The organism is Microbacterium sp. F2E (assembly GCF_020905435.1).
GTDB classification, from domain to species: Bacteria; Actinomycetota; Actinomycetes; order Actinomycetales; family Microbacteriaceae; genus Microbacterium; species Microbacterium lacticum.
This window is the reverse complement of the sequence record NZ_JAJJIB010000002.1, coordinates 211,810-235,275: the sequence shown is the minus strand read 5'-3', so window position 1 is coordinate 235,275 and position 23,466 is coordinate 211,810. Positions and strand designations below refer to the sequence as shown.

17 protein-coding genes are annotated in these 23,466 nt (G+C 72.1%); 2 read left to right on the top strand and 15 right to left on the bottom strand.

The window, feature by feature from the left end; all coding sequences use genetic code 11:
• Positions 1–375, top strand: a 375-nt coding sequence (locus tag LOK55_RS03295; protein WP_229934217.1) for an integrase core domain-containing protein, incomplete at its 5' end; no start/stop codon positions are given.
• Between the two features lie 30 nt (positions 376–405).
• On the opposite strand, the gene LOK55_RS03290 is transcribed toward LOK55_RS03295, so the two are convergent.
• From LOK55_RS03290 to rpsL, 9 genes are all read right to left on the bottom strand, one after another.
• Positions 406–807: a signal peptidase I gene (locus LOK55_RS03290; RefSeq protein ID WP_229934242.1), complete on the bottom strand. Its 402-nt coding sequence runs from the start codon at positions 805–807 to the stop codon at positions 406–408.
• Entirely contained in the window at positions 807–1,334 is a 528-nt protein-coding gene (locus tag LOK55_RS03285; RefSeq protein ID WP_229934216.1) for a hypothetical protein, read from the bottom strand. Before LOK55_RS03285 ends, LOK55_RS03290 begins: the two co-directional genes overlap by 1 nt.
• 20 nt (positions 1,335–1,354) lie before the next feature.
• Positions 1,355–1,567, bottom strand: coding sequence for a hypothetical protein (locus LOK55_RS03280; protein ID WP_229934215.1), 213 nt, complete (start codon positions 1,565–1,567; stop codon positions 1,355–1,357).
• 104 nt (positions 1,568–1,671) lie between these two features.
• The gene (locus tag LOK55_RS03275) at positions 1,672–2,202 is read right to left on the bottom strand and encodes a SipW-dependent-type signal peptide-containing protein (RefSeq protein ID WP_229934214.1); all 531 of its coding nucleotides are present in this window, start codon (positions 2,200–2,202) and stop codon (positions 1,672–1,674) included.
• 81 nt (positions 2,203–2,283) lie between these two features.
• Positions 2,284–2,805, bottom strand: a complete 522-nt coding sequence (locus LOK55_RS03270; RefSeq protein ID WP_229934213.1) for an alternate-type signal peptide domain-containing protein — start codon at positions 2,803–2,805, stop codon at positions 2,284–2,286.
• A gap of 226 nt (positions 2,806–3,031) precedes the next feature.
• Entirely contained in the window at positions 3,032–4,225 is a 1,194-nt protein-coding gene (gene tuf, locus LOK55_RS03265) for an elongation factor Tu (RefSeq protein WP_229934212.1), read from the bottom strand.
• A gap of 152 nt (positions 4,226–4,377) precedes the next feature.
• Complete coding sequence (gene fusA / locus LOK55_RS03260; protein ID WP_308066629.1) at positions 4,378–6,492, bottom strand: elongation factor G; 2,115 nt, start codon at positions 6,490–6,492, stop codon at positions 4,378–4,380.
• A gap of 77 nt (positions 6,493–6,569) precedes the next feature.
• Positions 6,570–7,040 carry a 30S ribosomal protein S7 gene (gene rpsG, locus LOK55_RS03255; protein WP_018187368.1) on the bottom strand — a complete coding sequence of 157 codons (471 nt, stop codon included), beginning with the start codon at positions 7,038–7,040 and terminating at the stop codon, positions 6,570–6,572.
• A 5-nt stretch (positions 7,041–7,045) separates the two neighbouring features.
• Entirely contained in the window at positions 7,046–7,414 is a 369-nt protein-coding gene (gene rpsL, locus LOK55_RS03250) for a 30S ribosomal protein S12 (RefSeq protein ID WP_229934211.1), read from the bottom strand.
• A 654-nt stretch (positions 7,415–8,068) separates the two neighbouring features.
• Here rpsL and LOK55_RS03245 point away from each other — a divergent pair.
• Positions 8,069–9,061 carry an endonuclease domain-containing protein gene (locus LOK55_RS03245; RefSeq protein WP_229934210.1) on the top strand — a complete coding sequence of 331 codons (993 nt, stop codon included), beginning with the start codon at positions 8,069–8,071 and terminating at the stop codon, positions 9,059–9,061.
• 320 nt (positions 9,062–9,381) lie between these two features.
• On the opposite strand, the gene LOK55_RS03240 is transcribed toward LOK55_RS03245, so the two are convergent.
• Genes LOK55_RS03240 through LOK55_RS03215 form a run of 6 tightly spaced genes read right to left on the bottom strand, consistent with a single transcriptional unit; the run spans position 9,382 to position 23,452 of the window.
• Positions 9,382–11,586: a DUF5684 domain-containing protein gene (locus LOK55_RS03240; RefSeq protein ID WP_229934209.1), complete on the bottom strand. Its 2,205-nt coding sequence runs from the start codon at positions 11,584–11,586 to the stop codon at positions 9,382–9,384.
• A complete protein-coding gene (locus LOK55_RS03235; RefSeq protein WP_229934208.1) occupies positions 11,583–14,063 on the bottom strand; it encodes a transglutaminase-like domain-containing protein in 2,481 nt (826 codons plus the stop codon). Before LOK55_RS03235 ends, LOK55_RS03240 begins: the two co-directional genes overlap by 4 nt.
• Positions 14,060–15,415, bottom strand: coding sequence for a DUF58 domain-containing protein (locus tag LOK55_RS03230; RefSeq protein ID WP_141380755.1), 1,356 nt, complete (start codon positions 15,413–15,415; stop codon positions 14,060–14,062). The genes LOK55_RS03235 and LOK55_RS03230 overlap by 4 nt, the downstream gene beginning before the upstream one ends.
• A complete protein-coding gene (locus LOK55_RS03225) occupies positions 15,412–16,377 on the bottom strand; it encodes a MoxR family ATPase (protein WP_141380756.1) in 966 nt (321 codons plus the stop codon). Before LOK55_RS03225 ends, LOK55_RS03230 begins: the two co-directional genes overlap by 4 nt.
• Positions 16,374–22,322 carry an Ig-like domain-containing protein gene (locus LOK55_RS03220; protein ID WP_229934207.1) on the bottom strand — a complete coding sequence of 1,983 codons (5,949 nt, stop codon included), beginning with the start codon at positions 22,320–22,322 and terminating at the stop codon, positions 16,374–16,376. Before LOK55_RS03220 ends, LOK55_RS03225 begins: the two co-directional genes overlap by 4 nt.
• Complete coding sequence (locus LOK55_RS03215) at positions 22,322–23,452, bottom strand: serine/threonine-protein kinase (protein ID WP_229934206.1); 1,131 nt, start codon at positions 23,450–23,452, stop codon at positions 22,322–22,324. The genes LOK55_RS03220 and LOK55_RS03215 overlap by 1 nt, the downstream gene beginning before the upstream one ends.
• Between the last annotated feature and the right edge of the window lie 14 nt (positions 23,453–23,466).

Genomic DNA, 23,466 nt, shown 5'->3' with positions numbered 1-23,466 from the left:
GACGCCCTGCGCGCTGCGGCCCGTGACCGCGGGACGCTGGCCGGCGCGATCTTCCACAGCGACCACGGCAGCGTCTACGCCTCGAAGGCCTACGCGGCCCTCTGCGAGCAGCTCACCGTCGTCCAGTCCATGGGTGCGGTGGGCACGAGCGCCGACAACTCGCTCGCGGAGAGCTTCAACGCCACACTCAAGCGGGAGCTCCTCGAAGGGCAGGCGGCGTTCCCGGACCAGGCCACCGCCTACCGGGCCGTGTTCCGATGGGCGAACCGCTACAACACCCGAAGGCGCCACTCCGCGATCGGCCAGATCACCCCGAACAACTACGAGACCGCCTACGCGGAGACCACGTCCGCTACCATCGCGGAAGCGGCATAACCGAACCGACACCGTGTCCACGATCAAGGGTCAAGGCCCATCCGGCGTCGCGTTGGCATCGCCCTGTGTGACGAACGTCACGCCCTCCGAGTCGGTGCTCGCGTGACGAGCGACGACGCGATGGGTGACGAGCGTCGGCTCACCGGACTCGAGCTGATAGGTCAGCACATCGCCGACCGCGATCTCGGAAACGGGCGTCGGCTTCACGACGACGAGCGTCCCCGGGGGCATCGCGGGCGACATCGAGCCGGTGAGGATCGTGAGCGGCATGCCGCCGACAGCCGCGGGGACCGCGATCACCAGGATGCCGATACCGACGACCAGCAACAGGACGCCGATGCTGAAGCCGGTCACGATCGCCCGCCAGAGGCCGCCGAATCTGCCCGAGCCGCGTGCGGTGTCGGGGACATGAGGTACGGAGACGGCGACCATCACTGCCACCCGCAGTACAGTCGGGGGTCATTGCCCTCGCGCACGATGCGCCCCTTTCCGTAGGCCACATACGTCCACGCGCCGCCTGATACGGACTGCTGGACGAAGACCCATGAGTTGCCGACACCGCCGTTTGCGCTGTTCAGGTAGCTCGCGATCCGTGAATCCGACCACGAGAGCTGCACGTACGGATACCAGCCGTTGGGCGCATCGCCGGCGTTGTTGCGCGGGTACAGCACGCGCGTGGTCGGAGTCGCTTCACGCGCGAACCAGGCGCGGTACGTGGTGTTCGCCTGCTGACCGACGTTCGGGGGGAAGTTCATGTCGATGTACCACGGGCCCGACGAGGCGTTGCAGGTCGGCACCATCGACGTGCCCGTCGGGGTGAACGCCTCCGACACCGTCTGTGTGAACGCGACCGCCGTGCCGCTGACGCGCCACGCATCCGACGCGGCATATTCGAGCCGCGCGCGGAGCCCCAAGTCGGCGGAGCCTCCCGCGTAGGTCGCGATGTTCGCGGACGTCATCGAGGTCTGCACGCACAGCGTCACTGACGCCCCGGCCGCGAGCGTACCGGTCGCCGCGAACGAGGCAGCCGTGCCGACGCGGCAAGGGTGACGCTGTAGGTTGCGGCTCGCGATCCCGTGTTCTGCAGCGTGAGCGAGCCCGCCGCGCTCCGCACCGAGTCACTGTAGGTGATGCCGAGCGGCGTCACAGCGGATGCCTGCGTGAGCCCGATCGTCGCGGTTTTCGCCGTCATCTGAACCTGCGCCTGCGCACTCCAATAGGCTGCCGCACCCGTGCCTCCGGCGAGCACGAGCAACGTAGTCAGACCGGCGACGAACGCAATACGTCCGCTCGATCTCATCGTGGCACCTGCGTTCCGTCGAATCGTGCAGCGAACCAGAGCGTCAGCCCCGGAGACGCCGTGGCTGCGGCGCGCACCTCGATGCAGATCGTCGTGGATGCCGCAGGCTGCAGCGTCACGCCCAACGAGAGCGCTGAGCCATCGGCGGCGGCGGCGGTGAGCGCTGTGCCGCTGCACGCGCCGGTAGCGGCACGCACCTCGAACGCGCCGGTTCCGGCGACGGCCACGGTGAGGGCGAGGGGCGCCGCACCGGTGTTCGTCACCACGACCGGCCGTTGAGCGAACTCACCCGGCAACAGATTCGACCAAACCTGGTCGGTCTGCGCACCCGACCACGCGGCCGTGAGTCCCGCGGAGCCCGCGGTGACCGTCCCGGCATCCGCCGGCGCCTCGGAGTTCCACAGGGCGTAGGTTCCCCCGATGCCGCTCAGCGCAGCCACGACGACAGTCGCCGCGACGAACGCCGACGCGGCGATGCGTCGCAAGGGCGTCGGCCGCGGCGCGGCGGCGGGGCGGAGTGGAGGCATCGGATGTGATCTATCAGCGATCAGAGCCGTTGCGGGCGGTGGTCCTCGCCTCTGCGAGGGCCACCGCCCGCGACGCGCTGTTTACGGTGCGAGCTGCGTCGCCGTGAAGGCGATGTCGGAGAGCTGGACCGTGGCGCCCTGCGTGGTGTTGTCGACAGCCGTACCGTAGGGGAACGCTACGGTGACCTTCACCGGAATGTCGGCCGTGACCGCGCCGGAGAAGGAGAAGGTCTTCGTCGTGCTGTTGTAGGTCACACCGGCCGGCAGGGTGCCGTTGGGCGCGAACGTGACCGTGAACGCGGACGAGGCGGTCGTCGGCGCGAAGACGATCGAACTCTGGTCGACCGTGATCTCGCCCTTCATGTGATCGCCCGTCGCGGTGAGCGACAGGTTGGCCGTGTAGGTGTCGGTGTCACCCGGCACCCAGAGCGCGATGTCATCCGACCACGCGCCGTCCTCGACGGCGAGGGTCAGCTCGCCCGCCTCGATCTGCGCGCCGGTCAGGCCAGCCTTGTCGTTCCAGTAGGCAAGCGATCCGCCGCCGCCCAGCAGCAGGAGGACTGCGACGCCAGCGGCGACCGAGCCCTTCGCGAGCTTGTTCATGGTGTCTCTCTTTCGCGTGGGAATCCGGGGGAGGATTCAATGGAGGCACGACGAAGCTCGCCACGGCGGCGGCCGCGTATCCCCAGATGAGACAATCCTCATCCACGTGATCGGGCACCACAGCGACTTGGGCAACTCCTGCGGGAATTCTGAGTTGCTCTACCCGCTTCCCTGAACGACGAAAGCCCCCGGTGCCGTAGCACCGGGGGCTTTCGGGTGAAGTGGCTTACTTGATGATCTTGGTGACGGTACCGGCACCGACCGTACGACCACCCTCACGGATGGCGAAGCCGAGGCCCTCTTCCATCGCGATCGGCTGGATCAGGTCGACCTTCATCTCGGTGGTGTCGCCGGGCATGACCATCTCGGTGCCCTCGGGCAGCGTGATGACACCGGTGACGTCCGTGGTGCGGAAGTAGAACTGCGGACGGTAGTTCGTGAAGAACGGGTTGTGGCGGCCACCCTCCTCCTTGGAGAGGATGTAGGCCGTGCCCTCGAACTCGGTGTGCGGGGTGACCGAACCGGGCTTCACGACAACCTGGCCGCGCTCGACGTCGTCACGCTTGGTGCCGCGCAGGAGCAGACCACAGTTCTCGCCGGCCCAGGCCTCGTCGAGCTGCTTGTGGAACATCTCGATACCCGTGACCGTGGTCTTCTGCGTCGGGCGGATGCCGACGATCTCGACCTCGGAGTTGATCGCGAGCGTGCCACGCTCGGCGCGGCCCGTGACGACCGTGCCACGACCGGTGATCGTGAAGACGTCCTCGATGGGCATGAGGAAGGGCTTGTCCTTGTCACGCACCGGGTCGGGGATGGACTCGTCGACGGCCTCCATGAGGTCGAGGACCGACTGGACCCACTTCTCGTCGCCCTCGAGAGCCTTCAGGCCCGAGACGCGGATGACGGGGGCGTTGTCGCCGTCGAAGTCCTGCGAGGAGAGAAGCTCGCGCACCTCGAGCTCGACGAGCTCCAGGATCTCCTCGTCGTCGACCATGTCCGACTTGTTCAGCGCGACGAGCAGGTACGGAACGCCGACCTGCTTGGCGAGCAGCACGTGCTCACGCGTCTGAGCCATCGGGCCGTCGGTGGCGGCGACCACGAGGATCGCGCCGTCCATCTGAGCGGCACCGGTGATCATGTTCTTGATGTAGTCGGCGTGACCGGGCGCGTCGACGTGCGCGTAGTGGCGCTTGGGGGTCTCGTACTCCACGTGCGAGATGTTGATCGTGATACCACGCTGACGCTCTTCGGGAGCCGAGTCGATCGACGCGAAGTCACGCTGCACGTTGGTCGCCGACGGGTACTTGTCGGCGAGCACCTTCGAGATCGCGGCGGTGAGCGTCGTCTTGCCGTGGTCGACGTGCCCGATGGTTCCGATGTTGACGTGCGGCTTGGTCCGCTCGAACTTGGCCTTGGCCACTGGGTCCTCCTCAGGACATTCGTTGTAGAGGTTCCGGGCGCTGGATTGCGACCGGTGCTCTACGGGGATGTTTCTAGTTTACGGGTATGAAGTTGTGTGTCACCGGGGCGGCGGTGATGGATGCCGGAGCCGCGGCCCCGGCATCCATTCGCTCACTCGCCCTTGTTCTTCTGGACGATCTCGTCGGCGACGGCCTTGGGGACCTCGGCGTACGAGTCGAACTCCATCGAGTAGACCGCGCGACCCGAGGTCTTCGAGCGCAGATCGCCGATGTAGCCGAACATCTCCGACAGCGGGACGAGGGCGCGGACGATCTTGATGCCCGAGCCGTCCTCCATCGACTGGATCTGGCCACGACGCGAGTTCAGGTCGCCGATGACGTCGCCCATGTACTCCTCGGGCGTGCGCACCTCGACGGCCATGAGCGGCTCGAGGATGGCGGGGTTCGCCTTGCGGACCGCCTCCTTGAAGCCCATGGAACCGGCGATCTTGAACGCCATCTCCGAGGAGTCGACGTCGTGGCTCGCACCGTCGAGCAGGATCGCCTTGACGCCCACGATGGGGTAGCCGGCGAGCACGCCGACGTTCATCGCGTCCTGGAAGCCCTGGTTGGTCGGCTCGATGTACTCGCGCGGGATGCGGCCACCGGTGACCTTGTTCTCGAACTCGTACGTCTTGTCGGCCGAGACCTCGAGGGGCTCGAGCGCGAACTGGATCTTCGCGAACTGACCCGAACCACCGGTCTGCTTCTTGTGCGTGTAGTCGTGACGCTCGACGGCCTTGCGGATCGTCTCGCGGTAGGCCACCTGCGGCTTTCCGACGTTCGCCTCGACGCGGAACTCGCGCTTCATGCGGTCGACGAGGATGTCGAGGTGCAGCTCGCCCATGCCCTTGATGACGGTCTGGCCGGTCTCGGGGTTGAGCTCGGTGCGGAACGTCGGGTCTTCCTCGGCGAGCTTCTGGATCGCGAGACCCAGCTTCTCCTGGTCGGCCTTCGTCTTCGGCTCGATCGCGACCTCGATGACGGGCTCCGGGAACGTCATCGACTCGAGGACGACGGGCGCGCTGACGTCGGCGAGGGTGTCACCGGTGGTGGTGTCCTTCAGGCCGATGACGGCGTAGATGTTGCCCGCGGTGAGCGAGTCGACCGGGTTCTCCTTGTTGGCGTGCATCTGGAAGATCTTCCCGATGCGCTCCTTCTTGCCCTTGGTCGAGTTGATGACCTGCGCACCCGACTCGAGGTGACCCGAGTAGACGCGGATGTAGGTGAGGCGACCGAAGAACGGGTGCACCGCGACCTTGAAGGCGAGCGCGGCGAACGGATCGTTGGCGTCGGGGTGACGCTCGATGACGATCTCCTCGTCCTTGGGGTCGTGCGCCTCGATGGCGGGCACGTCCAGGGGCGAGGGGAGGTAGTCGACGACCGCGTCGAGCATCGGCTGCACGCCGCGGTTCTTGAACGCCGAACCGCACAGCACCGGGTAGAGCTCGCCGCCGACGGTGAGCTTGCGGATCGCGCCCTTGATCTCGGCGACCGTGAGCTCCTCGCCGCCGAAGTATTTCTCGAGCAGCGCCTCGTCGGTCTCGGCGACCGTCTCGAGCAGCTTCTCGCGGTACTCCGCCGCGCGGTCCTGCAGGTACTCGGGGATCTCCTGCACCTCGTACTTGGCGCCCATGGTGACATCACCCTTGGCGTCGCCGGGCCACACCAGCGCCCGCATCTCGACGAGGTCGATGACGCCGATGAAGTCGTTCTCGGCACCGATCGGCAGCTGCAGCACGAGGGGCTTGGCGCCCAGGCGGTTCACGATCGTGTCGACGGTGAAGTAGAAGTCGGCGCCCAGCTTGTCCATCTTGTTGACGAAGCAGATGCGCGGCACGTCGTACTTGTCGGCCTGACGCCACACCGTCTCAGACTGGGGCTCGACGCCCTCCTTGCCGTCGAAGACGGCGACGGCGCCGTCGAGGACGCGCAGCGACCGCTCCACCTCGACGGTGAAGTCGACGTGGCCAGGGGTGTCGATGATGTTGATCTGGTGCTTGTTCCAGAAGCAGGTCACGGCGGCCGACGTGATCGTGATGCCGCGCTCCTTCTCCTGCTCCATCCAGTCGGTCGTCGACGCGCCGTCGTGCGTCTCGCCGAGCTTGTGGTTGACACCCGTGTAGAAGAGGATGCGCTCGGTCGTCGTCGTCTTGCCGGCATCGATGTGGGCCATGATGCCGATGTTGCGGACCTTGTTGAGGTCGGTGAGCACTTCTTGTGCCACGGGGTGTCCTTACGTGTAGTGACGAATGTCGTGGGACGGCCGGTCGGGGATCACCCGACCGGCCGTCGGATCGCTGATTACCAGCGGTAGTGCGCGAAGGCGCGGTTCGACTCGGCCATCTTGTGGGTGTCTTCGCGGCGCTTGACCGCGGCACCCAGGCCGTTCGAGGCGTCGAGGATCTCGTTCTGCAGGCGCTCGGTCATCGTCTTCTCACGACGGCCCTTCGCGTACGAGACGAGCCAGCGCAGCGCGAGCGTGTTCGCGCGGTGCGGCTTGACCTCGACGGGCACCTGGTAGGTCGAGCCGCCGACGCGGCGGCTCTTGACCTCGAGGGTCGGGCGCACGTTGTCGAGCGCCTTCTTGAGCGTGGCGACGGCGTCCTGGCCGTTCTTCGCCTCGACGCCCTTCAGGGCGTTGTAGACGATGGCCTCGGCGATCGACTTCTTGCCGTCGACGAGAATCTTGTTCACCAGCTGGGTGACGATCGGAGCACCGTAGACCGGGTCGTTGACGACGACGCGGCGGGGTGCGGGTCCCTTGCGAGGCATCTCACTCAGCCCTTCTTGGCGCCGTAGCGGCTACGGGCCTGCTTGCGGTTCTTGACGGCCTGGGTGTCCAGGGCGCCGCGAACGATCTTGTAACGGACACCGGGGAGGTCCTTGACACGGCCTCCACGGACGAGCACGAGCGAGTGCTCCTGCAGGTTGTGGCCCTCACCGGGGATATAGGCGGTGACCTCGGTGCCGTTGCGGAGCTTCACACGGGCGACCTTGCGCATCGCCGAGTTCGGCTTCCTGGGCGTGGTGGTGTACACGCGGGTGCAGACACCCGCCTGCTGCGGGTTCGCCTTCAGGGCGGGCGCCTTGGTCTTGGTGACCTTGGGCGAGCGACCCTTGCGAACCAACTGCTGAATGGTTGGCACGTTCTCTCCTTCTCGGCTGCGGATCCCTCTCGGGCCCCGCAGGTGCTGCACGGTGACAGCGGTCGTGGTTTCACCACAGATCCACCGGCTCAGCGGGAGTGCGCTGTGCTTTTGCGTGTGTGCGTTTCCGCGGTTCTTGCGTTTTCGCGTTTTCGCGTGGTGGATATGCCGTGGGGGCGACCTGTTCGCAGATCGATCCCTGTCGTGCGGTCTGCCGCTGCTCATCCGATGCCGAGGCACAGCATAAGCGCATGCAGACGCACACCCGGTCAATACTACGCCGTATGACGGATGCGAGCAAACGGTGGGGACGGGGTGGTTGGGGGTGGGGTTTGGGGTGTCGGCGCGGGCGGCGGCGGGGGCGGCGACTTGTTGGCAGTCGTTGCGGGGTCATGCCCGTCGAGGCCGCCACAAGTGGCGAGGAGTTCGCCGTGGCATCCATCTTGTTGGCAGTTGTGGCGGGGTGCGAGCCGGTGAAGCCGCCTCGAGTGTCAAGGACTTCGCGCGGGGGCGGGGTGGAGAGGCGACCACGACTGACCCGGAACAAGCGATGGATGCCACGGCGCCTCCTCCACAGGGCGGCGATTCGCGGAACTGTCCACACATCGGGGTTCCGCGCATCCACGGCGCAGTGCGCGCGGGCAAGGTGGGGCCATGTCCCAGCCGCCGAGCCCCTTGCCCGCCTCGCTGGTCCGCGCGCGGGCGTTCACGGTGCCGGCCGCACTCGAGGCGGGCGTCTCTCGCTCACGCCTGCGGTCGCGGGATCTCGAAGCACCGCACCGCGGCGTGCGGCAGCGACGGGAGCCCGAGGCATCCATCGTCTCTGCGCTCGCCGTCGAAGAGCCGGGCCACCGGGACCGGCTGGTGCGCGCCGAGGTGCTCCGCCGCGTCGCGGGATTCGAGCCGCTGCGATCGGCCGGGGCGTTCTACACGGGGCGGACTGCCGTGGCGATCTATGACCGACTCTTCGACCACGACCCTGGGCTGGCGCAGCTCGAGGTCGCGGTGCTCGCGCCCGGTCGGGCGCCGCGGGTGGCGGGTGTGCGTGGCATCCAACTCTCGTCCACACTCGCGACGGTGCGCGACGTCGGAGGCCTCCCCGTGGCGAGCCCCGCGACGGTGTGGGCCGGGTTCGCGGGACGGCTCGACGTGCGCGGGCTGGTGCGGTTGGGCGATGCCCTGGTGCGCGTGCCGCGGATGACAGGCGGGCATCCTCGACCGGATCTGCAGCTCGCGACGATCGCGCAGCTGCGGTCGGCGGCGCAGGCGCCCCACCGGCGCGGGCGGCGGGTGCTTGACGAAGCACTCGGGTTGATCCGCGTCGGGAGCATGTCGCCGCTCGAGACCGACGTGCGGTGCGACATCGTCGCCGCGGGGCTGCCCGAGCCGGTGCTCGACGTCGAGATCCGCAACGGCGCCGGTCGCCTGGTCGGGATCGCGGACGCCGCGTTCCCCGATCATCGCGTTCTGGTCGAGGTCGAGGGGCAGCAGCATCGCGTGAGCCAGGCCCAGTGGGAGCGGGACATCGAGAAGCACCATGCCTACGCGGCGCTCGGGTGGGAGCTCGTCAGGATCACGGGCACCGCGCAGCGCGCCGGCAGGGTCGCCCGCACGATCGGCGACGCGCTCGCCCGTCGGATGCGCTGACGGGGCGGGGGTGGGTGGGTGGGGCGCGGCTTGTGGGGGTGTGTCGCGGGGCCCGCGAGTTGTTGGCAGTTGTGGCGGGGTTGGCGCGCGGGAGGGGGCAACAAATGGCTAGGAGTTGGGCGGCGGGATGACCCGGGGGCAACTTGTGGACAGTTGTGGCGGGGTCGAGGCGCGGGAGGGGGCCAACAAGTGACCAGGAGTTGGGCGGCGGGATGACCCGAGAGCAACTTGTTGGCAGTTGTGGCGAGGTCGGCGCGCGGGAGGGCGCAACAAGTGACCAGAAGTTGGGAGGGGTGGGGGCGAAGCGGCGGTGCGGGGGGTCAGATGTCGATGCGGCGCAGGTGGAACTCCTCGTCGCCGAGGAAGAACCGCTCCCCCGCATCCAGTTGCCCGCCCGCCTCGACCTCGACCTCGTCGCCCATCAGGGTGCGCACGAGCACGCCGTTGGTCGATCCGAGATCGGTGACCACCCACGCATCTCCGCGCAGCTCGATACGGGCGTGCGTCTTCGAGACGGTGCGCGCGTCGCCCGGCACCGCCACCAGCTGCGCGGTCGGGTAGGCCGCGTCGCTCGCGGGCCGCCGGCCGAGGATGACCACGGTCGCGCTGAGGAGGATCGGCGACCCGGATGCCGGGACGAGCTCCCACACCGGACGGACGTTCCGCCGCGCGATCACGGTCTGATCGAGCACCTCGTCGTCGCCCGCATCGTCGTCGCTGGCACTGGACGCCCGAGCGTCCGGGCGATCGTCGTGCGGCTCGAGCTCACCCGATTCGTTGCGGCGGTGCTGAGCCGACACCGCACCGACCGCGGAGCGCGGCGCGCCGGCGCTCGGCGAACCCACGACCGCCGACACCTCGCCGGAGAGTTCGGGGAAGGCATCCGGATCGTCACCCTCGTAAGTGCGACGCGCCCGCGCCGGTTGCGCGAAGATCGCCGCCGCCGGCGACGCGCCGGGCGCGGTGCTCTCGCCGCGGGTTCGGCCGCTCTGGCCGCCGTCGAACTCGGCAGAACTCGGCGAATCCGGGGTGACCGGCTCGACCGGTTCGGCGCGCCGAGCGGCGGGCACCCGCGTGACCGGAGGCGGCGGAGGAGTCGCCGCACCCGCAGGTCGCAGACCGGGAACGAACGCGATCGGCGCGCCGGGACCGGCGGCGCGCGCGTCAGGCGCCGGACGCGACCCGGCGCGCAACGCATCGGGGGCCGTCGTCCCTGCGACACCGCTCCTCCCGCCGGTCGTTCCGCCGGTCGTGCCGCCGAGTCCGCCCAGGTCGCCCATGCCGCTCACCGGCGGGGCGGCGTACGGGCCGCCGCCGGCGGGGCTCGGCGGGAACGGCGACGGGTAGATGGCCGAGACATCGTCGATCTCGGACGGCCAGGCGGCATCACCGTCGTCGAGCGCGTCGACGTCGTCGACCGCACCGTCGCGGGCCGGATCCCCGGCGACCGTTGCGCTCGGGGCGTCCCCGGCGCCGGGCCGGCTCGACGACGCGGATACCGGCGCGGCGTGAGCCAGGGAGTCTCCCACCAGGGCGGTCGTCGACGCGGCAGGCCCCGATGCGGCAGTCCCCGATGCGGCAGACTCGGGTGCCGCCGAGGGGTCCGGTGGCACGGATGCGGCGGACGGACGCGAGGGGATGTCCGAGACCGCCGCCGCGGGCGACGCAGACGTGGATGCAGAGCCCGAGGCTCCGGGCGCGCCGTCGGCATCGCGATCGGAGCGTTCGGGGGTGTGCGGCGTCGTGTCGGGCGGCGTCCACGCCGAGGCGGGGTTCGACGCGGCGGGTGGGGCGAAGGGCGCCGGGGCGGAACCGGAGGGTTGCGCGGGCGCAGGGAGGTCGGGATGCACCGCGGAGCCGGGGGAACCGGCCGGACCGGCCGCGGGCGCGATGCCCCCAGTCGAGGCACCTGCGGCAGTCGAGGCGCCGCCGGCCCGAGCGCCGACCGCGGGCGCGACGCCCCCGGCCCAGTCCCCGGCGCCGGGCGCATCGGCCCACGGTTCCGGTTCGCGATCCGGCGCAACGGACGCCGCCGGCGCGGCCGCGGCCCCCGCAACCGCCCCGGCCGCGCGCGCACCGGCGACAGCGCCAGCCGGGCCCGCCGGCAGGGAGCCGGACCCCGCCGACGCACCCCCGCGCCGACCCGCCGCACGCGCGCCGAGCCACCGCGCGGGGCCGAAGCCCAGGATGCTCGCCCACACGACGAACAGCAGCGCCGCGAGCGCGGTCATGCCGTTGCCGTACCCGAATCCGGGGTTGATCCGGTGTGCCGAGATGACGACGAGCACGTACACGACGATCTGCGCGACGGGGACGAGCGACAGCAGCACGAGCCACGGGTTGAAGCCGCCCCACTGCAGCAGCGTCGCCGTGTTCAGGAACGGCACCCAGGCCTTCCACGGCTCCTCACCCATCTTGCGGAACATCGCCGACACGGCGAGCGCCGTCCACACGTAGAGCGCGACGGTGAGCACGACGGACAGGAGCAGGAGCAGGGCGGCGAGCGACTCGTCGGGTGTGTTCATGCGGTGCGCCGCGCAGCATCGTCGCGCGCGCGGCTCCCCCTCTCGGTGTCGGACGAGCTCTCGGTGGCGGGCGGCCGCGTGCGGAGCCCTCCGGGGACGAACGATCTCAACGATACGGCCGCGCGCACCCGCTGCCACCGCGTGCCCGCGAAAGCCTGCCGCTCGGCGTCGACGATCCGCCAGAACTCCGCCGCCTCGTCCGCGGTCGCGGGCTCCGCGGCGAAGACCGCCGCGTCGGCCCCGTCGGCGAGCCGGCGCGCGCCCGGGGCATCCCACGCCTGCGCGATCTCGACGCGGGTCGCGGCCGCCGGGGCGCGCCGCCCGGCGTCGGCGGCGGCATCGAGGTACTCATCCCACCCGCCGGCGATCCGCTCGCGCGGGTCATCCGCGCCGCGGCGCGAGCGGCGACGCAGCGACTTGGCCAGGATCACGAGCAGGAAGGGTCCGACGAGCACCGCGGCGACGGCGAGGACGACGCCGGCCACCCGGAGCGTCGTCCACAGCCAGCTGAGGTCGACCTCGGCGGGGCGCTCGGTCGTCGCGGCCGCGTCTTCCTGCGCGGGCTTGGGTGGGGGCGCCTCATCGACGCTGTCGGGGCGCACCTCGGTGCCGATCGTCGGGTCGGGCTGCGCCGTCACCTCACGGCTCGGCGGCTGCACGTGCTGCGGGGTCGCGTCGACCGGGATCCACTCGCCGCGATCGCTGCGCACCTCGACCCACGCCGACAGGTCGGCGCCGCGGCACGATCCGTCGCGGCACACCGAGACCCCGGCATCCGTCGACGCCGTGCGCGTCCCGACCACGATCCGCGCCGGAAAGCCCAGTTCGCGCGCCATCAGCGCCACCGCGACGGAGAACTGCTCGTCGTCGCCGGGCGCCGCGACGAAGTTGCCGGATGTCTCGGCCCGCGGATCCTTCTCCCGATCGAGCAGCGCCGTGAACAGCTGATCGATGCGCGCGAGCGAATGCCCCGCCGCGCTCGGCACGAAGGTGTCGACGCCGGCATCCGCCATCCACGCCGTCTGCGCGTCGGTCAGCGCGTGGCTGAGGTAGCCGCGCTCGCGCAGCAGCGCGACGAGGCCCGCGAGGGCGGCCCCGCCCGTGCCGCCCACGTGCGCCTGCATCCAGGTGCGGAGGCTCGCCGGCGCGGCGACCGTGTCGTCGATGCCGCCGTCGCCCCCGGCGCCGCCCGTGCCGCCGGGTGCCGTCGCGGCGGCGAGCGCCTCGGTGGGTGCGACGGTGGCCTCGAGCCGGTAGGCGTCGCCCGCCTGCCATCCGGTGGTCTGCACCGCGGCGCCGAGCTCGTCGTCGACGTAGAACCCGTCGGCGAGCGCGGCGGCACGCGTGCCCTCGAAGCGCACCGCGGTGAGCGCGCCGGCCGACGGCATCCAGATGCCGTCCAGCGCCCCGACCACGATGTCGGCGTCGACGCGCTCCCCCGCTCCGGCCGGCCGCGCGGAGGCGACGCGCACGAAGCTCGACGCGTCTCGCCCCGCACCCGTGCGGAAGACGGCGCCGTCGTAGCTGTCGAGCACGGCCAGTCGGATGCGCTCGGGCACGTCCTGCCCCGTCGCACTGAACAGCAGCTGATCGTGCGCGGCGTCGGTGAACATCGCGCGGTAGGCGGCGAGCGGGCTCACCGCGCGCGAGATCTCGAGCCGCGGCCCGGTGCTCTCGCGCAGCACGTCGCGCGGGAGGGACGCCGCGGCCGTCGGCACGGCGAGCGCAATGACCGCGGCAGCGGCGACCATGCCGACGCCGATCCCCGAGCGGCGCAGGTCGGCCCCCGAGCCCGCGCGCGCCCGGCGCACGCGCACGCCGCTCGAGCGCGCCGCCGTGCGGAGCGCCTCCACTCGCGCGTCGTGGGCCCGCCACGACAGCCACAGCACGCCCGCGGTGAGCGAGCCGAGCCCCACAGCGGTCTCGACGGGGGCGGACAGGGTCAGCGGGCCGAGCACCACAGGCGTGCTCACCTCGGTGCGGCCGAAGAGCAGCCCGAACCCGGTCATCGCGATGCCGACCGGCACCGCCAGCGAGGCGACCGCGTCGGAACGCCAGGCGAGCAGCAGCAGCACGGCCGTGCCGATGAGGAAGACGACGAGCGCCGGCACCAGCAGATTGCGGTAGGAGCCGACGGGCAGCTCGACGGTGAGGAGGTCCTTCCACCCCACGACGAGACCCGCCCCCAGCTCGCCGAGGCCCTGCACGAACGCGGCCGGGTCGGTCATGCGCCCGGGCACCGCGAGCGGCACGCCCACGACGAGCAGCGTCGCCGCGAGCAGCCCCGCGCACGCCCATCCGCCGCCGCGGCGGAGCGCCGGCACGAAGGTAACGAGCGCGGCGACACCGGCGCCGAGAGCGGATGCCACGACGACGAGCACCAGGAACGCCGACGACCGGTAGATGGGCCACGCCGCCATCGCGGCGAGCACGACGACGGCGGCCGCGTACAGCGATCCCGCGACGATCCGCCTCACGACGACGCCCCCCGCAGTAGCAGACCCGCCAGGTCGTCGAGCGTGCCGACCGTCACGACGGTCAGGGCGCCGACTACCTGGGTGCGCGGATGGGCGCGCTCGTCGCAGACGACGGCCACCACCGAGGCATCCGCCGGAAAGGCCAACGCCGCCTTCCGGAGCGCCGCGAGGCCCACGTGCGACCCCGTGACGAGCACCGCGATGGACAGACGCTCGTTCGCCTCGGCGGCGAGCCGGCACACGTCGGCGAACGCCATCGTGTTCGCGAGCCGGTCGACGCCGCTGAAGCCGTCGAGGAGGGAGCGGGGGCTCCCCGTCGGGATGTGCCGGATCGCGCGCAGGCGACCGCGGACGACGCGCGGGATCTCGGCACCGACGACGATGTCGAGGTCGCGCGCGTCGTGCACGGCACGGACGGCGAGAGAGGAGGCGGCGCTGACGGCGAGCTCGAACTCGCCGTCGGAGCCGTATTCCGCGGCGGCGAGGCCGAGCACGACCGCCATGCGGGAGCGGCGCGACTCCTCGTACTGGCGCACCATGAGGCGCCCGGTCTTGGCGGTCGACTTCCAGTGCACCTGGCGGCGCGAGTCGCCCGGCGCGTACTCCCGGATCGCGTGGAAGGACATATCGGCGTCGACGAGGCGCGTCGTCGGGCTGCCGTCGAGATCGCGGATGAGGCCCGCGCTCGAGGAGGGCACCGGCACCGTGCGCGGATGCACGTACAGCTCGTGGGCGTCGTCGAAGGCATGCTCGCGCCGCAGCAGCCCGACGGGGTCGGAGCGCACCGTGGTCGCCGGCCCGATGCGCACGATGCCGCGGGGCTGCGGCGGCAGGTCGAGCACCTGTTCGGAGACCGCCCCGGCGCGCAGCAGCGGCACCCCGAACTCGACGAGGCCGGCCCCGACGGGCACGTCGATGCGGCCGGGGAGCGCCGCTCGACGGCCGGCGTTTCGCACCGTCACGGTGGCGCGCACGCCGTGACCGGCGACGATCCGCTCGTGACCGAGCGCGAGGTGGACGTCGTAGGTGCGCGACTGGAAGAGGAAGGGCACGCTGAGCGCGAGGAGCACGATCGCGGCGACGCCGGCGACGATCGCCTCGACCCAGCCGAACGCGAGCCCCAGCACGAGCCCGACCGTCGCCGCGGCGAGAGCCAGGGCGCCCGCCGGCCGGATCGTGCGGCCGCACCACCGGAACGCGGTGATCAGGGCGGCACGGGTCGCCGTCCAGGCCCGCGAAGCGCGGACCGCCGCTCCGACGAGCGCCCGTCCGCGCCCCGAGGTCACCTCGGTGCGCTCCCCCGTGAGGGTGTTCGCCGAGGTGCGGGTGAGGCGGGTGTCGCCGAGGGTCATGGCGCGTCTTTGCGGGTGGGTGGGGCGACGTCGAGCAGCACCTGACCGATGACGGCCTCGGCGGTGACGCCGTCGAACTCGGCTTCGGGGTGCAGGATCAGCCGGTGCGCGAGCACGGCGACGGCGAGCCGCTTGACGTCGTCGGGGGTGACGAACGTGCGCCCCTGCGCGGCGGCGCGCGCGCGGGTCGCGCGCGTGAGGGCGAGAGCGCCGCGGATGCTGACGCCCAGGCGCACCTCGTCGGCGGACCGCGTCGCGTCGACGAGGCGCGCGATGTAGTCGAGCACGAGCGCGTCGACGTAGACGTCGGCGGCGAGCTCGGCCATGCCGGTGAGGGCACCCGGCGTGATGATCGGGGCGAGCTCGTCGATCGGCGTGGCCGCCTGGCCGAGGATCCGCACGGTGGCGGCGTGGTCGGGGTAGCCGAGCGAGGTGCGCAGCAGGAAGCGGTCGAGCTGCGCCTCGGGCAGGCGGTACGTGCCGGCCTGCTCGACGGGGTTCTGCGTCGCGATCACGAGGAACGGCTTTCCCACCGAACGGGTGACGCCGTCGATCGTGACGTGCCCCTCCTCCATCACCTCGAGCAGCGCCGACTGGGTCTTCGGGCTCGCCCGGTTGATCTCGTCGGCGAGCACGATGTTCGCGAAGATCGGGCCGGCGTGGAAGGCGAACTCGCCGGTCTTCTGGTCGTAGACCGTGATGCCGGTGATGTCGCCCGGCAGGAGGTCGGGGGTGAACTGGATGCGTGTGCTCGTGCCCTGCACCGACTGCGCGACCGCGCGCGCGAGCGAGGTCTTGCCCGTGCCGGGCACGTCTTCGAGCAGCACGTGGCCCTCGCTGAGCATCGCGGTGAGCACGAGCTCGACGACGTGGCGCTTGCCGAGCACCGCCCGCTCAACGTTGTCGGCGATGGCGGCGAAGGTCTGCGCGAACCAGGTGGCCTGTTCGGTGGTGATCGTCATGGGGTGGGGGCTCCGTCGGTGGGGGGAACGGGAGTGCAGCGGGCGGAGAGGGGCGCGGTGGCGGCGTCGAGGTTCCATCCGGTGCGCGCCCAGTCGACGATGACACGGATGCCTTCGACGCGGCTCGCGGTGGCGGGAACCTGCCAGGGGTCATCGCCCGGGTCGAGGCGCGCCCCGGCGGCGTCGTAGTACGCGATGTCGACGGTGTCGAACGTGAACCGCGCCCGGTCGCCGGTCGAGCGCCCGTCGGCCGTGAGGCGGGTGCCGCCGGTGCAGGCGCCGAGCGACCAGGTGGCCTGCACCTGGGTGGGCGCGCTGCCCGGGGCGGGAGTGACCGCGCCCCACTCCGACTGCCACCAGCCCGACACGTGCTCGTACCGCACGCGGATGCCGGGGTCGGTGTCGAACACGCTGCTCGGCAGGCCCGAGAACACCGCGACGTTCTCGTTCGGCAGCGCTTCGGGCGAGGTGGGGTTCTCGTCGATCGTCCAGTTCGCGCGAGCACCGTCGACGTGCGCCGTGGGCCCGACGACGAAGGTGTAGCCGCGCGGCGCCGCGGTGCTCTGCACGGCGCGCACGTCGGCGTCGACGGTCGCCCGGCCGAAGAGTGTGCCGCCGAACCACGCCTCGACGCACAGCGTGAACGTGTAGACACGGCCGTCGGGGAGCCCGCGGAAGACGGCGCGGTCGCCGCCCGCGGTCGCGCGGCAGGTCTCCCCCGCCGCGACGATGCCGAACCGGGTCGCCGCGCCGTCGCCGCCGGGGCCGGCGGTCGCCGTGGCGGTGATGTCGACCCGTCCGCCGCCGACGTTGACGGGGGTGAGGGTGAGGACGGGGTTCGTGGGCGCGCCGACGCCGTGCGCCTGCACGACGACGGAGCCGATCGCCGGGCCGCCGAGCCCCGGCGGGGCGTCGAACCGCGAGACCGGCGACACGGTGACCGGGGTCGTCGTGTTCGCCCCGACGCGGAAGACGGGCACGGTGACGGTCGTCTGGTTCGCCGCGACCGGCACCGTGATGCTCTCCCCGACCGGGCTCGAGATCTGCAGGGCGCTCGTCGCGGCGGCATCCACCCCCGCGAAGGTCAGGGTCGTGACCCCGCCGTCGGCGCCGGCGACGGCGGGCACGGCGCTCGCCGAGGTGGGTGTCGCGGGCGGGTCGTAGGCCCACGCGGTCGTGGCGACCGCGGTCTGCGACGGACCGACGGCGTTCACCGAGACGACCTCGTAGCGGCGCTGCTCGCCGTTCGGCGCGGCGAGCGCGGGGCAGACCCCCTGCGGCGTGCAGGTGGTGACGCGCTCACCGCCGTAGCGCACCTCGAACCCGGTGACGGCGGGGTACGAGGTCTGCGCGGGACCGGGGTCGACGCGCAGCGTGAGGCTGCCGTCGGCATAGGCCGACTGGGAGACCGAGGCGGGTGCGCGCGGGAAACCCTGCAGGTCGATCGTGACCCCTCCGTCGCGCGCGGCCGCGCTCTGCCGGCCCTGCGCGTCGCGCACGGTGAAGCGCGCCGTACAGGTCGCCCCGGGAGCGTCGGCCGTCCAGCTGGCGGTGATGCTCGAGGGTCCGGCGACGGCGAACGACACTCCCGTGCAGGAGCTCGTCGGCGTGACGGCGACGACCTGGAGCGGCGTGCCGGGCAGCGGGTTGACCTCGCCCGGCGCGCCGACGACGTCGACGGTGCACGACGCGCCCGACGCCTGGCTGCAGGTACGGGTGGTCTGGCCGCCCTGGGGCAGCGTCGAGGGGGCCGCGCCGACCCGCAGCGTGATGCGCGCCGGAGTGACGCCGGCGTGGCTGGTGACCTCGACCATCACGCCCTCCACCGCGCCCGGTGCGGCGGAGTCGGCCGCGCGGACGGTGAGCTGCGACCCGTCGAGGCTGAGGACGAAGGATGCCGGGGAGCCCGTCACCCGGTACTGGATCGCCTCGGCGGGGCCGCGCCACGTGGTCATGGCGGTGAGGTCGTACACGTGGGTGTCGCCGGGCGCGATCTCGAGCGAGGCGGGCGCGAGCGTCGGCTGCGGGTCGAGCGGGGTGATCGCGACCGGGATCGCGAGCACGGTCCACGCGCTGCCGCCCACGAGCCGCACCGGCACGAGACAGGCGTCGGTCCACGGGGCGCCGCCTCCGGCGGTGTACCGGACGCCGGTGCCGGTCGTCGCGACGCAGACCGCCGCGGGCCTCGCCCCGGAGGCGCGCACGTCGGCGGCGCCGATCTCGAGCGTGCGGCCGCGCGGCACGGCGACCATCGCCGCGATGTCGGCCTCGGCCTGCCCGTTCTCTGCCGCGACGATCGGGGGGACGCCCGCGCGCAGCGACAGCGCGCCCTCGCTCGCCGCGGGCACCCGGAGGAACGCGTAGGTCGTGACGGGGCCCGCTGCGCTCTCTCCGGTCACCGAGAACGGGATGAGCCGCGCGGCGTCGCTCGGCTCGGCGCGCACCCGGCTGCCCGAGACGCTCACGCCCTCCGGCGATCCCCACAGCCCGACGACGAGATCGCTCGCGTCACCGCCCGACCACAGCACCTTGCCGCGCAGCACATCGACGCCGTCGGCGAGGTCGTCGCGGTCGGCGGCGGTCAGCACGGTGTCGGCGACGACGGGGAAGTCGGGCACGCGCTGGGCGACGACCTTGACGACGATGAGCCCGCGAGCGGTGTTCCCCGACGACGATTCGACGTCGTAGAAGAAGGCCATCGTCCCGGGATCGGTGCCCGCGGCGATCGTCACCGTGTCGTCGGTGACGCTCTGGATGCGGCTCTTCAGCCGGGCGTACTCGTCGGTCGGCGTGCCGTCGAGGGCGAGCTCGGGCGCGTCGGGACGCACGGCGGCGAGGGTCAGCGAGCCCTGCGTCGGGTCGATGTCGTTCGCGAGCGGATGGACGCGGATGACGTTGCCCCCGCCCGCCTGCACGTGCACGTAGTCGGTGTAAGTGACCGGGCTCGGATTCGCCTCTCCGCTCAGCACACCCACGCGCACGGTGCCCTCGCCGGTCGCGCCGAACGCGTCGACGACGCGATAGGTGAAGGCATCCTGCCCGCTCACCCCGGCGATGCTCGTGTACACGATCGAGGTGCCGTCGGCCGAGATCGCCGCCGACCCGTGCGCGGGCTGTCCGACGATGCTCTCGAGCCGGACGACGTCGCCGTCGGGATCCATGCCGAACCCGTCGAACGGGATCGTCGTGGACAGCCCGCTCCCGACGCGGCCCGACAGGCGGCGCGGCAGCGGGTCGCGGTTGGCGTCGGGCGCGGTGACCTGCACACGCACGGTCGCGACGTCGCCGAGGGTGGGCGATCCGGTGGTGAACGCACGGTACGAGACCGTGTACTGGCCCGCCGTCTCGGGGGCGAGGTAGCGCAGCACGTCGCCGGAGGCGAAGGCGAGGGCGTCGGGCGTCGAGGACTCGACCGATTCGGGGTCGAGGCGCGGCAGTCCGCCCGCGGCGGCGACGTCGTTGGCGAGCACGGGGATGTCGATCTGCGAGCCGGCCCGCACGACCACGGCGTCGTCGACGGTGATCGGCGCGGCCTCGCTCGCCGCCGGCAGGAGATACACCGTCGCCTCGCCGATGACGGATGCCCCCGCGTCGGCGGTGCCGTCGCTCACCGTGTACGCGACGGTGCCGAGGAGCCCCGGATCGCCACCGGCCGTCGACCCGGAGACGCGGAGCTGGCTCTGGCCGACGGCGTCGCCGGTGAGCGACGACCCGCTCGCGGCGTGCACGACGACGTCGCTCAGAAGCAGCACCCGGCCGGTGGGGTTCGACACCGCGGCGAGCACGTCGACGGTCGCGTCCGCCTGGGGACGGACGAACGCGACGACCGGCGCGGTCGCCAGCTGCGCCGGCGCGTCGGCGGCGAGCAGGGTGATGCGCGCCGTCCCGGTGGCCTCGCGCCCGTCGGCCGAGACCGTGACCGCCACGCGGTAGGTGCCCGCCGCCGTGGCGGCGAAGTCGAACTGCGTCGTGCCGCCGACCACCGTAGCCGTCGCGGCGGCGTCGTCGAGCACGCGCGCCGACGAGAGGGTCACCGACCCGGCCGTGCCGGTCACGTGCGGGGCGACGTCGACGCTCACCCGCGAGCCCGCCGTGTCGACGACGGCGAACGACTGCACGCGCGGCTGCGCGTCGCCGCGCGCCCGCACGGAGAGCGTCTTCGTCGTCGTCGCCCCGCGCGCATCGCCGACGGTGAGCGTGATCGCGGCGAGCTCCTCGCCCCCGGCTCCGGAGTCGGAGTGCTGGTAGACGACGGTGCCCTCGGGCGTCGCCGCGACCTGCCCGAGGGCGGTGTCCTCGGTGGCCGACAGCAGGATCACCGGGTCACCCTCGGGGTCGACCCAGTCGCCGAGCACCGGCACGCTCACGTTGCCGCCGGGCGCGACCTCGGGCTGCGGCCACTCCTGCTGGCATCCTTCGACTCCGCACCACTGCGGCGCGGAGTTCTCGTCCTCGCCGGCGACGCGGAGCGTCACGGTCGCGGGCTCCGACAGGAGGCCGTCGGGGGTGGTGCCGTCGCTCACGGCGTAGCGGAAGCTCGCCGACCCCGAGGCATCCGCCTCGACGCGGACGGCGAGGCGCTGCCGGTCATCGGTGAGGGTGAGGGTTCCGAAGGCGGGATCGAGACCCTCGACGGATGCCGGGTCGATCGTGAGCACGTCCTCGTTCGGGTCGTGGTCGTTGAGCAGCACCGGCAGGGTCACGAGGGCGCCCGCGCGCACGCCGAAGCTGTCGGCGACGGCGACCGGAGGCCGCGGGTCGATGACGGCGGGCGGCTCCTGCTCGGTGGTCTGCGGCGCGGTCTGGACCGGCGCGTCGAGATCCCAGTCCTGGCTCGACGGCACGAGCGCACCGTCGGGAACGCGCCACACCCAGCCGGAGCGGGCGTCGTTGAGCACGAGCCCGTCGCCCGCGTCGACGAAGACCGGACGGCGCTGGGTGGGGAGGGTCGCGCCGGCGTAGTCGAGGGTCACGTCGCCGGAGGCGGAATCCCACAGGGTGCCCGGACCCTGCCCCTCGGGCAGCCAGGCGGCGTGCACGACGCCCGCGCGCACGACGGGTCGCGCGGGCGCGCCGCGAGCCGTGGTGCGGTCGCCGAACACCCGCTCGGCGGGCGTGTTCGCGGTCGGCACACGCACGAGACCGGTCTCGTCGGCGAGGTACACGGCGTCGCCGTCGGGATCGGTGCGCGAGACCGACACCGTGCCGTTCGTCCCCGCCGTCGCCGACTGTGCGCGCGACCAGTACCTGCCCGTCGCGGGTTCGACGAGCACCCACTCGTCGCCGGCCGCGGTGAGCACGGGCGAGGCCGCGTCGGCCTCGACCCGGTCGGTGCGCTGCACGGAGTTCGACGCGATGTCGACGCGGATGACCGTGCCCGCCTCGGCGGAGTAGCTGAAGAGCTCGCCGCGAGCGTCGACCGCGATCGCGTCGGAGGTGGCCGTCGGGGCCGAGGCATCCGACGACCCCGTCGACGCATCGCCGGTCGGATCGACCTGAACGAGCGAGCCCGTCGACAGTCGCCCCGCGAACACGGCGCCCGCGTCGGTGCGATACGCGACGTAGTCTCCCGCCGTGTCGACCTCCTGCGTGCCCGGGGGCGACGCCTGCACGCTGCGGAGGCCCTCGGCGTCGAGATCGACCGGCACCGCGTCGTCGATGCGCACGAGCTTCGCGTCGCTGTCGGTGAACATGTACGAGCCGGTCGGCGTCGCCACGATGCGGCTCGGATTGCTGACCGTGCGGACGGTGTCGAGCTCGTCGATCGCGGTGTTGACGCGCGCGTAGCGCAGCCCGTCGGCCTGCAGCACCCACGCCGTCGTGTCGCGCGGCGGCGTCTGCTGCGCGTCGAGACCGGGCCACACCACGCTGATTCCCGCGATCACGGCGACGACGGCGCCCGCCGCGATCAGCGCCGTAACGGTCGGCGCGACGCGCCGTCGCATCAGCGCAGTCCCGCCCAGAGCAGGGCGACCACCGCGGCCACCACCACGACGGTCACGACCCCCGCGACCACCCACGGCCATACCCGTCGCGGCGCCGGGGGCGGGCCGCTGATGCTCGAATCCTCGTCGCGGCGCAGGCGCGTGGCATCCGCCGGCTCGCCGGTTCGGCGGCGGCCCTCGTGCGCGACGCGGCTGCGCACCGGCCCGCGCGCGGTCGTGTCGGCGAAGTCGACGCTCGCAGCGGCGGGCATCCATTCCGTCGCGGGCACCTCGAGCGGCGTCGGGGCGAGCTGCTCGGCGCGCTGCACCTCGCGCACCGCCTCACCGAACTCCTCCGCCGTGCGGTAGCGGCGCTCGGGCTCGCGGGCCATCGCGGTCGCGAGCACCTGCTGCAGCGCGTCGGGCACGTCGTCGCGCGCGATCGGCACGAAGGTCGCCCGGGCGATCCGCCGCCGCATCAGGTCGCGCGTGTTCTGTCCGCGCTCGCGACGCTCGAACGGGCTGTGCCCCGCGAGGAGCGAGTACACCGTGGCGCCGAGGCTCCACACCTCGCTCGCGACGGTGCCGCCGGTCTGCTCGGCGACCACCTCGGGCGCGCTCCACGGGATCGACATCGCGAGCACCTCGGCACCCTCCGAGCGCACGAGGGTCGACGAGATGCCGAAGTCGGCCAGCACCGCCGACCCGAAGGTCGTCACGAGGATGTTGCTGGGCTTGATGTCGCGATGGATGAGCCCCGCCCGGTGCGCCGACTCGAGCGCGCCGGCGAGGCGCACGGCGATCGCCATGACCTCGTCGACCGGCATGCGCTCGATGCGGTAGCGCTGGGCGAGCGAGCCCGGGCAGTACTCCATCACGATGTAGGGACGGCCGTCGGCCGAGATGCCGGCCTGGTAGACCGTGACGATCGCGGGGTGCGCGGAGAGGTGGGCGAGGACGTCCGCCTCGGCGTTGAACATGCGCAGCAGGTCGGGGTCGCGCTCGTCGGCGGGCAGCACCTTGACCGCCACCTGACGGCGCGGCATGTCCTGCTGATAGAGGAACACATCGGCGAATCCGCCCGAACCGAGCGGGCGCACGTAGTCGAGGCCGGGCAGCAGCGGCGGCGCGGAGGGCAGCCTGCGCGTCATAGCACCCCCAGCCC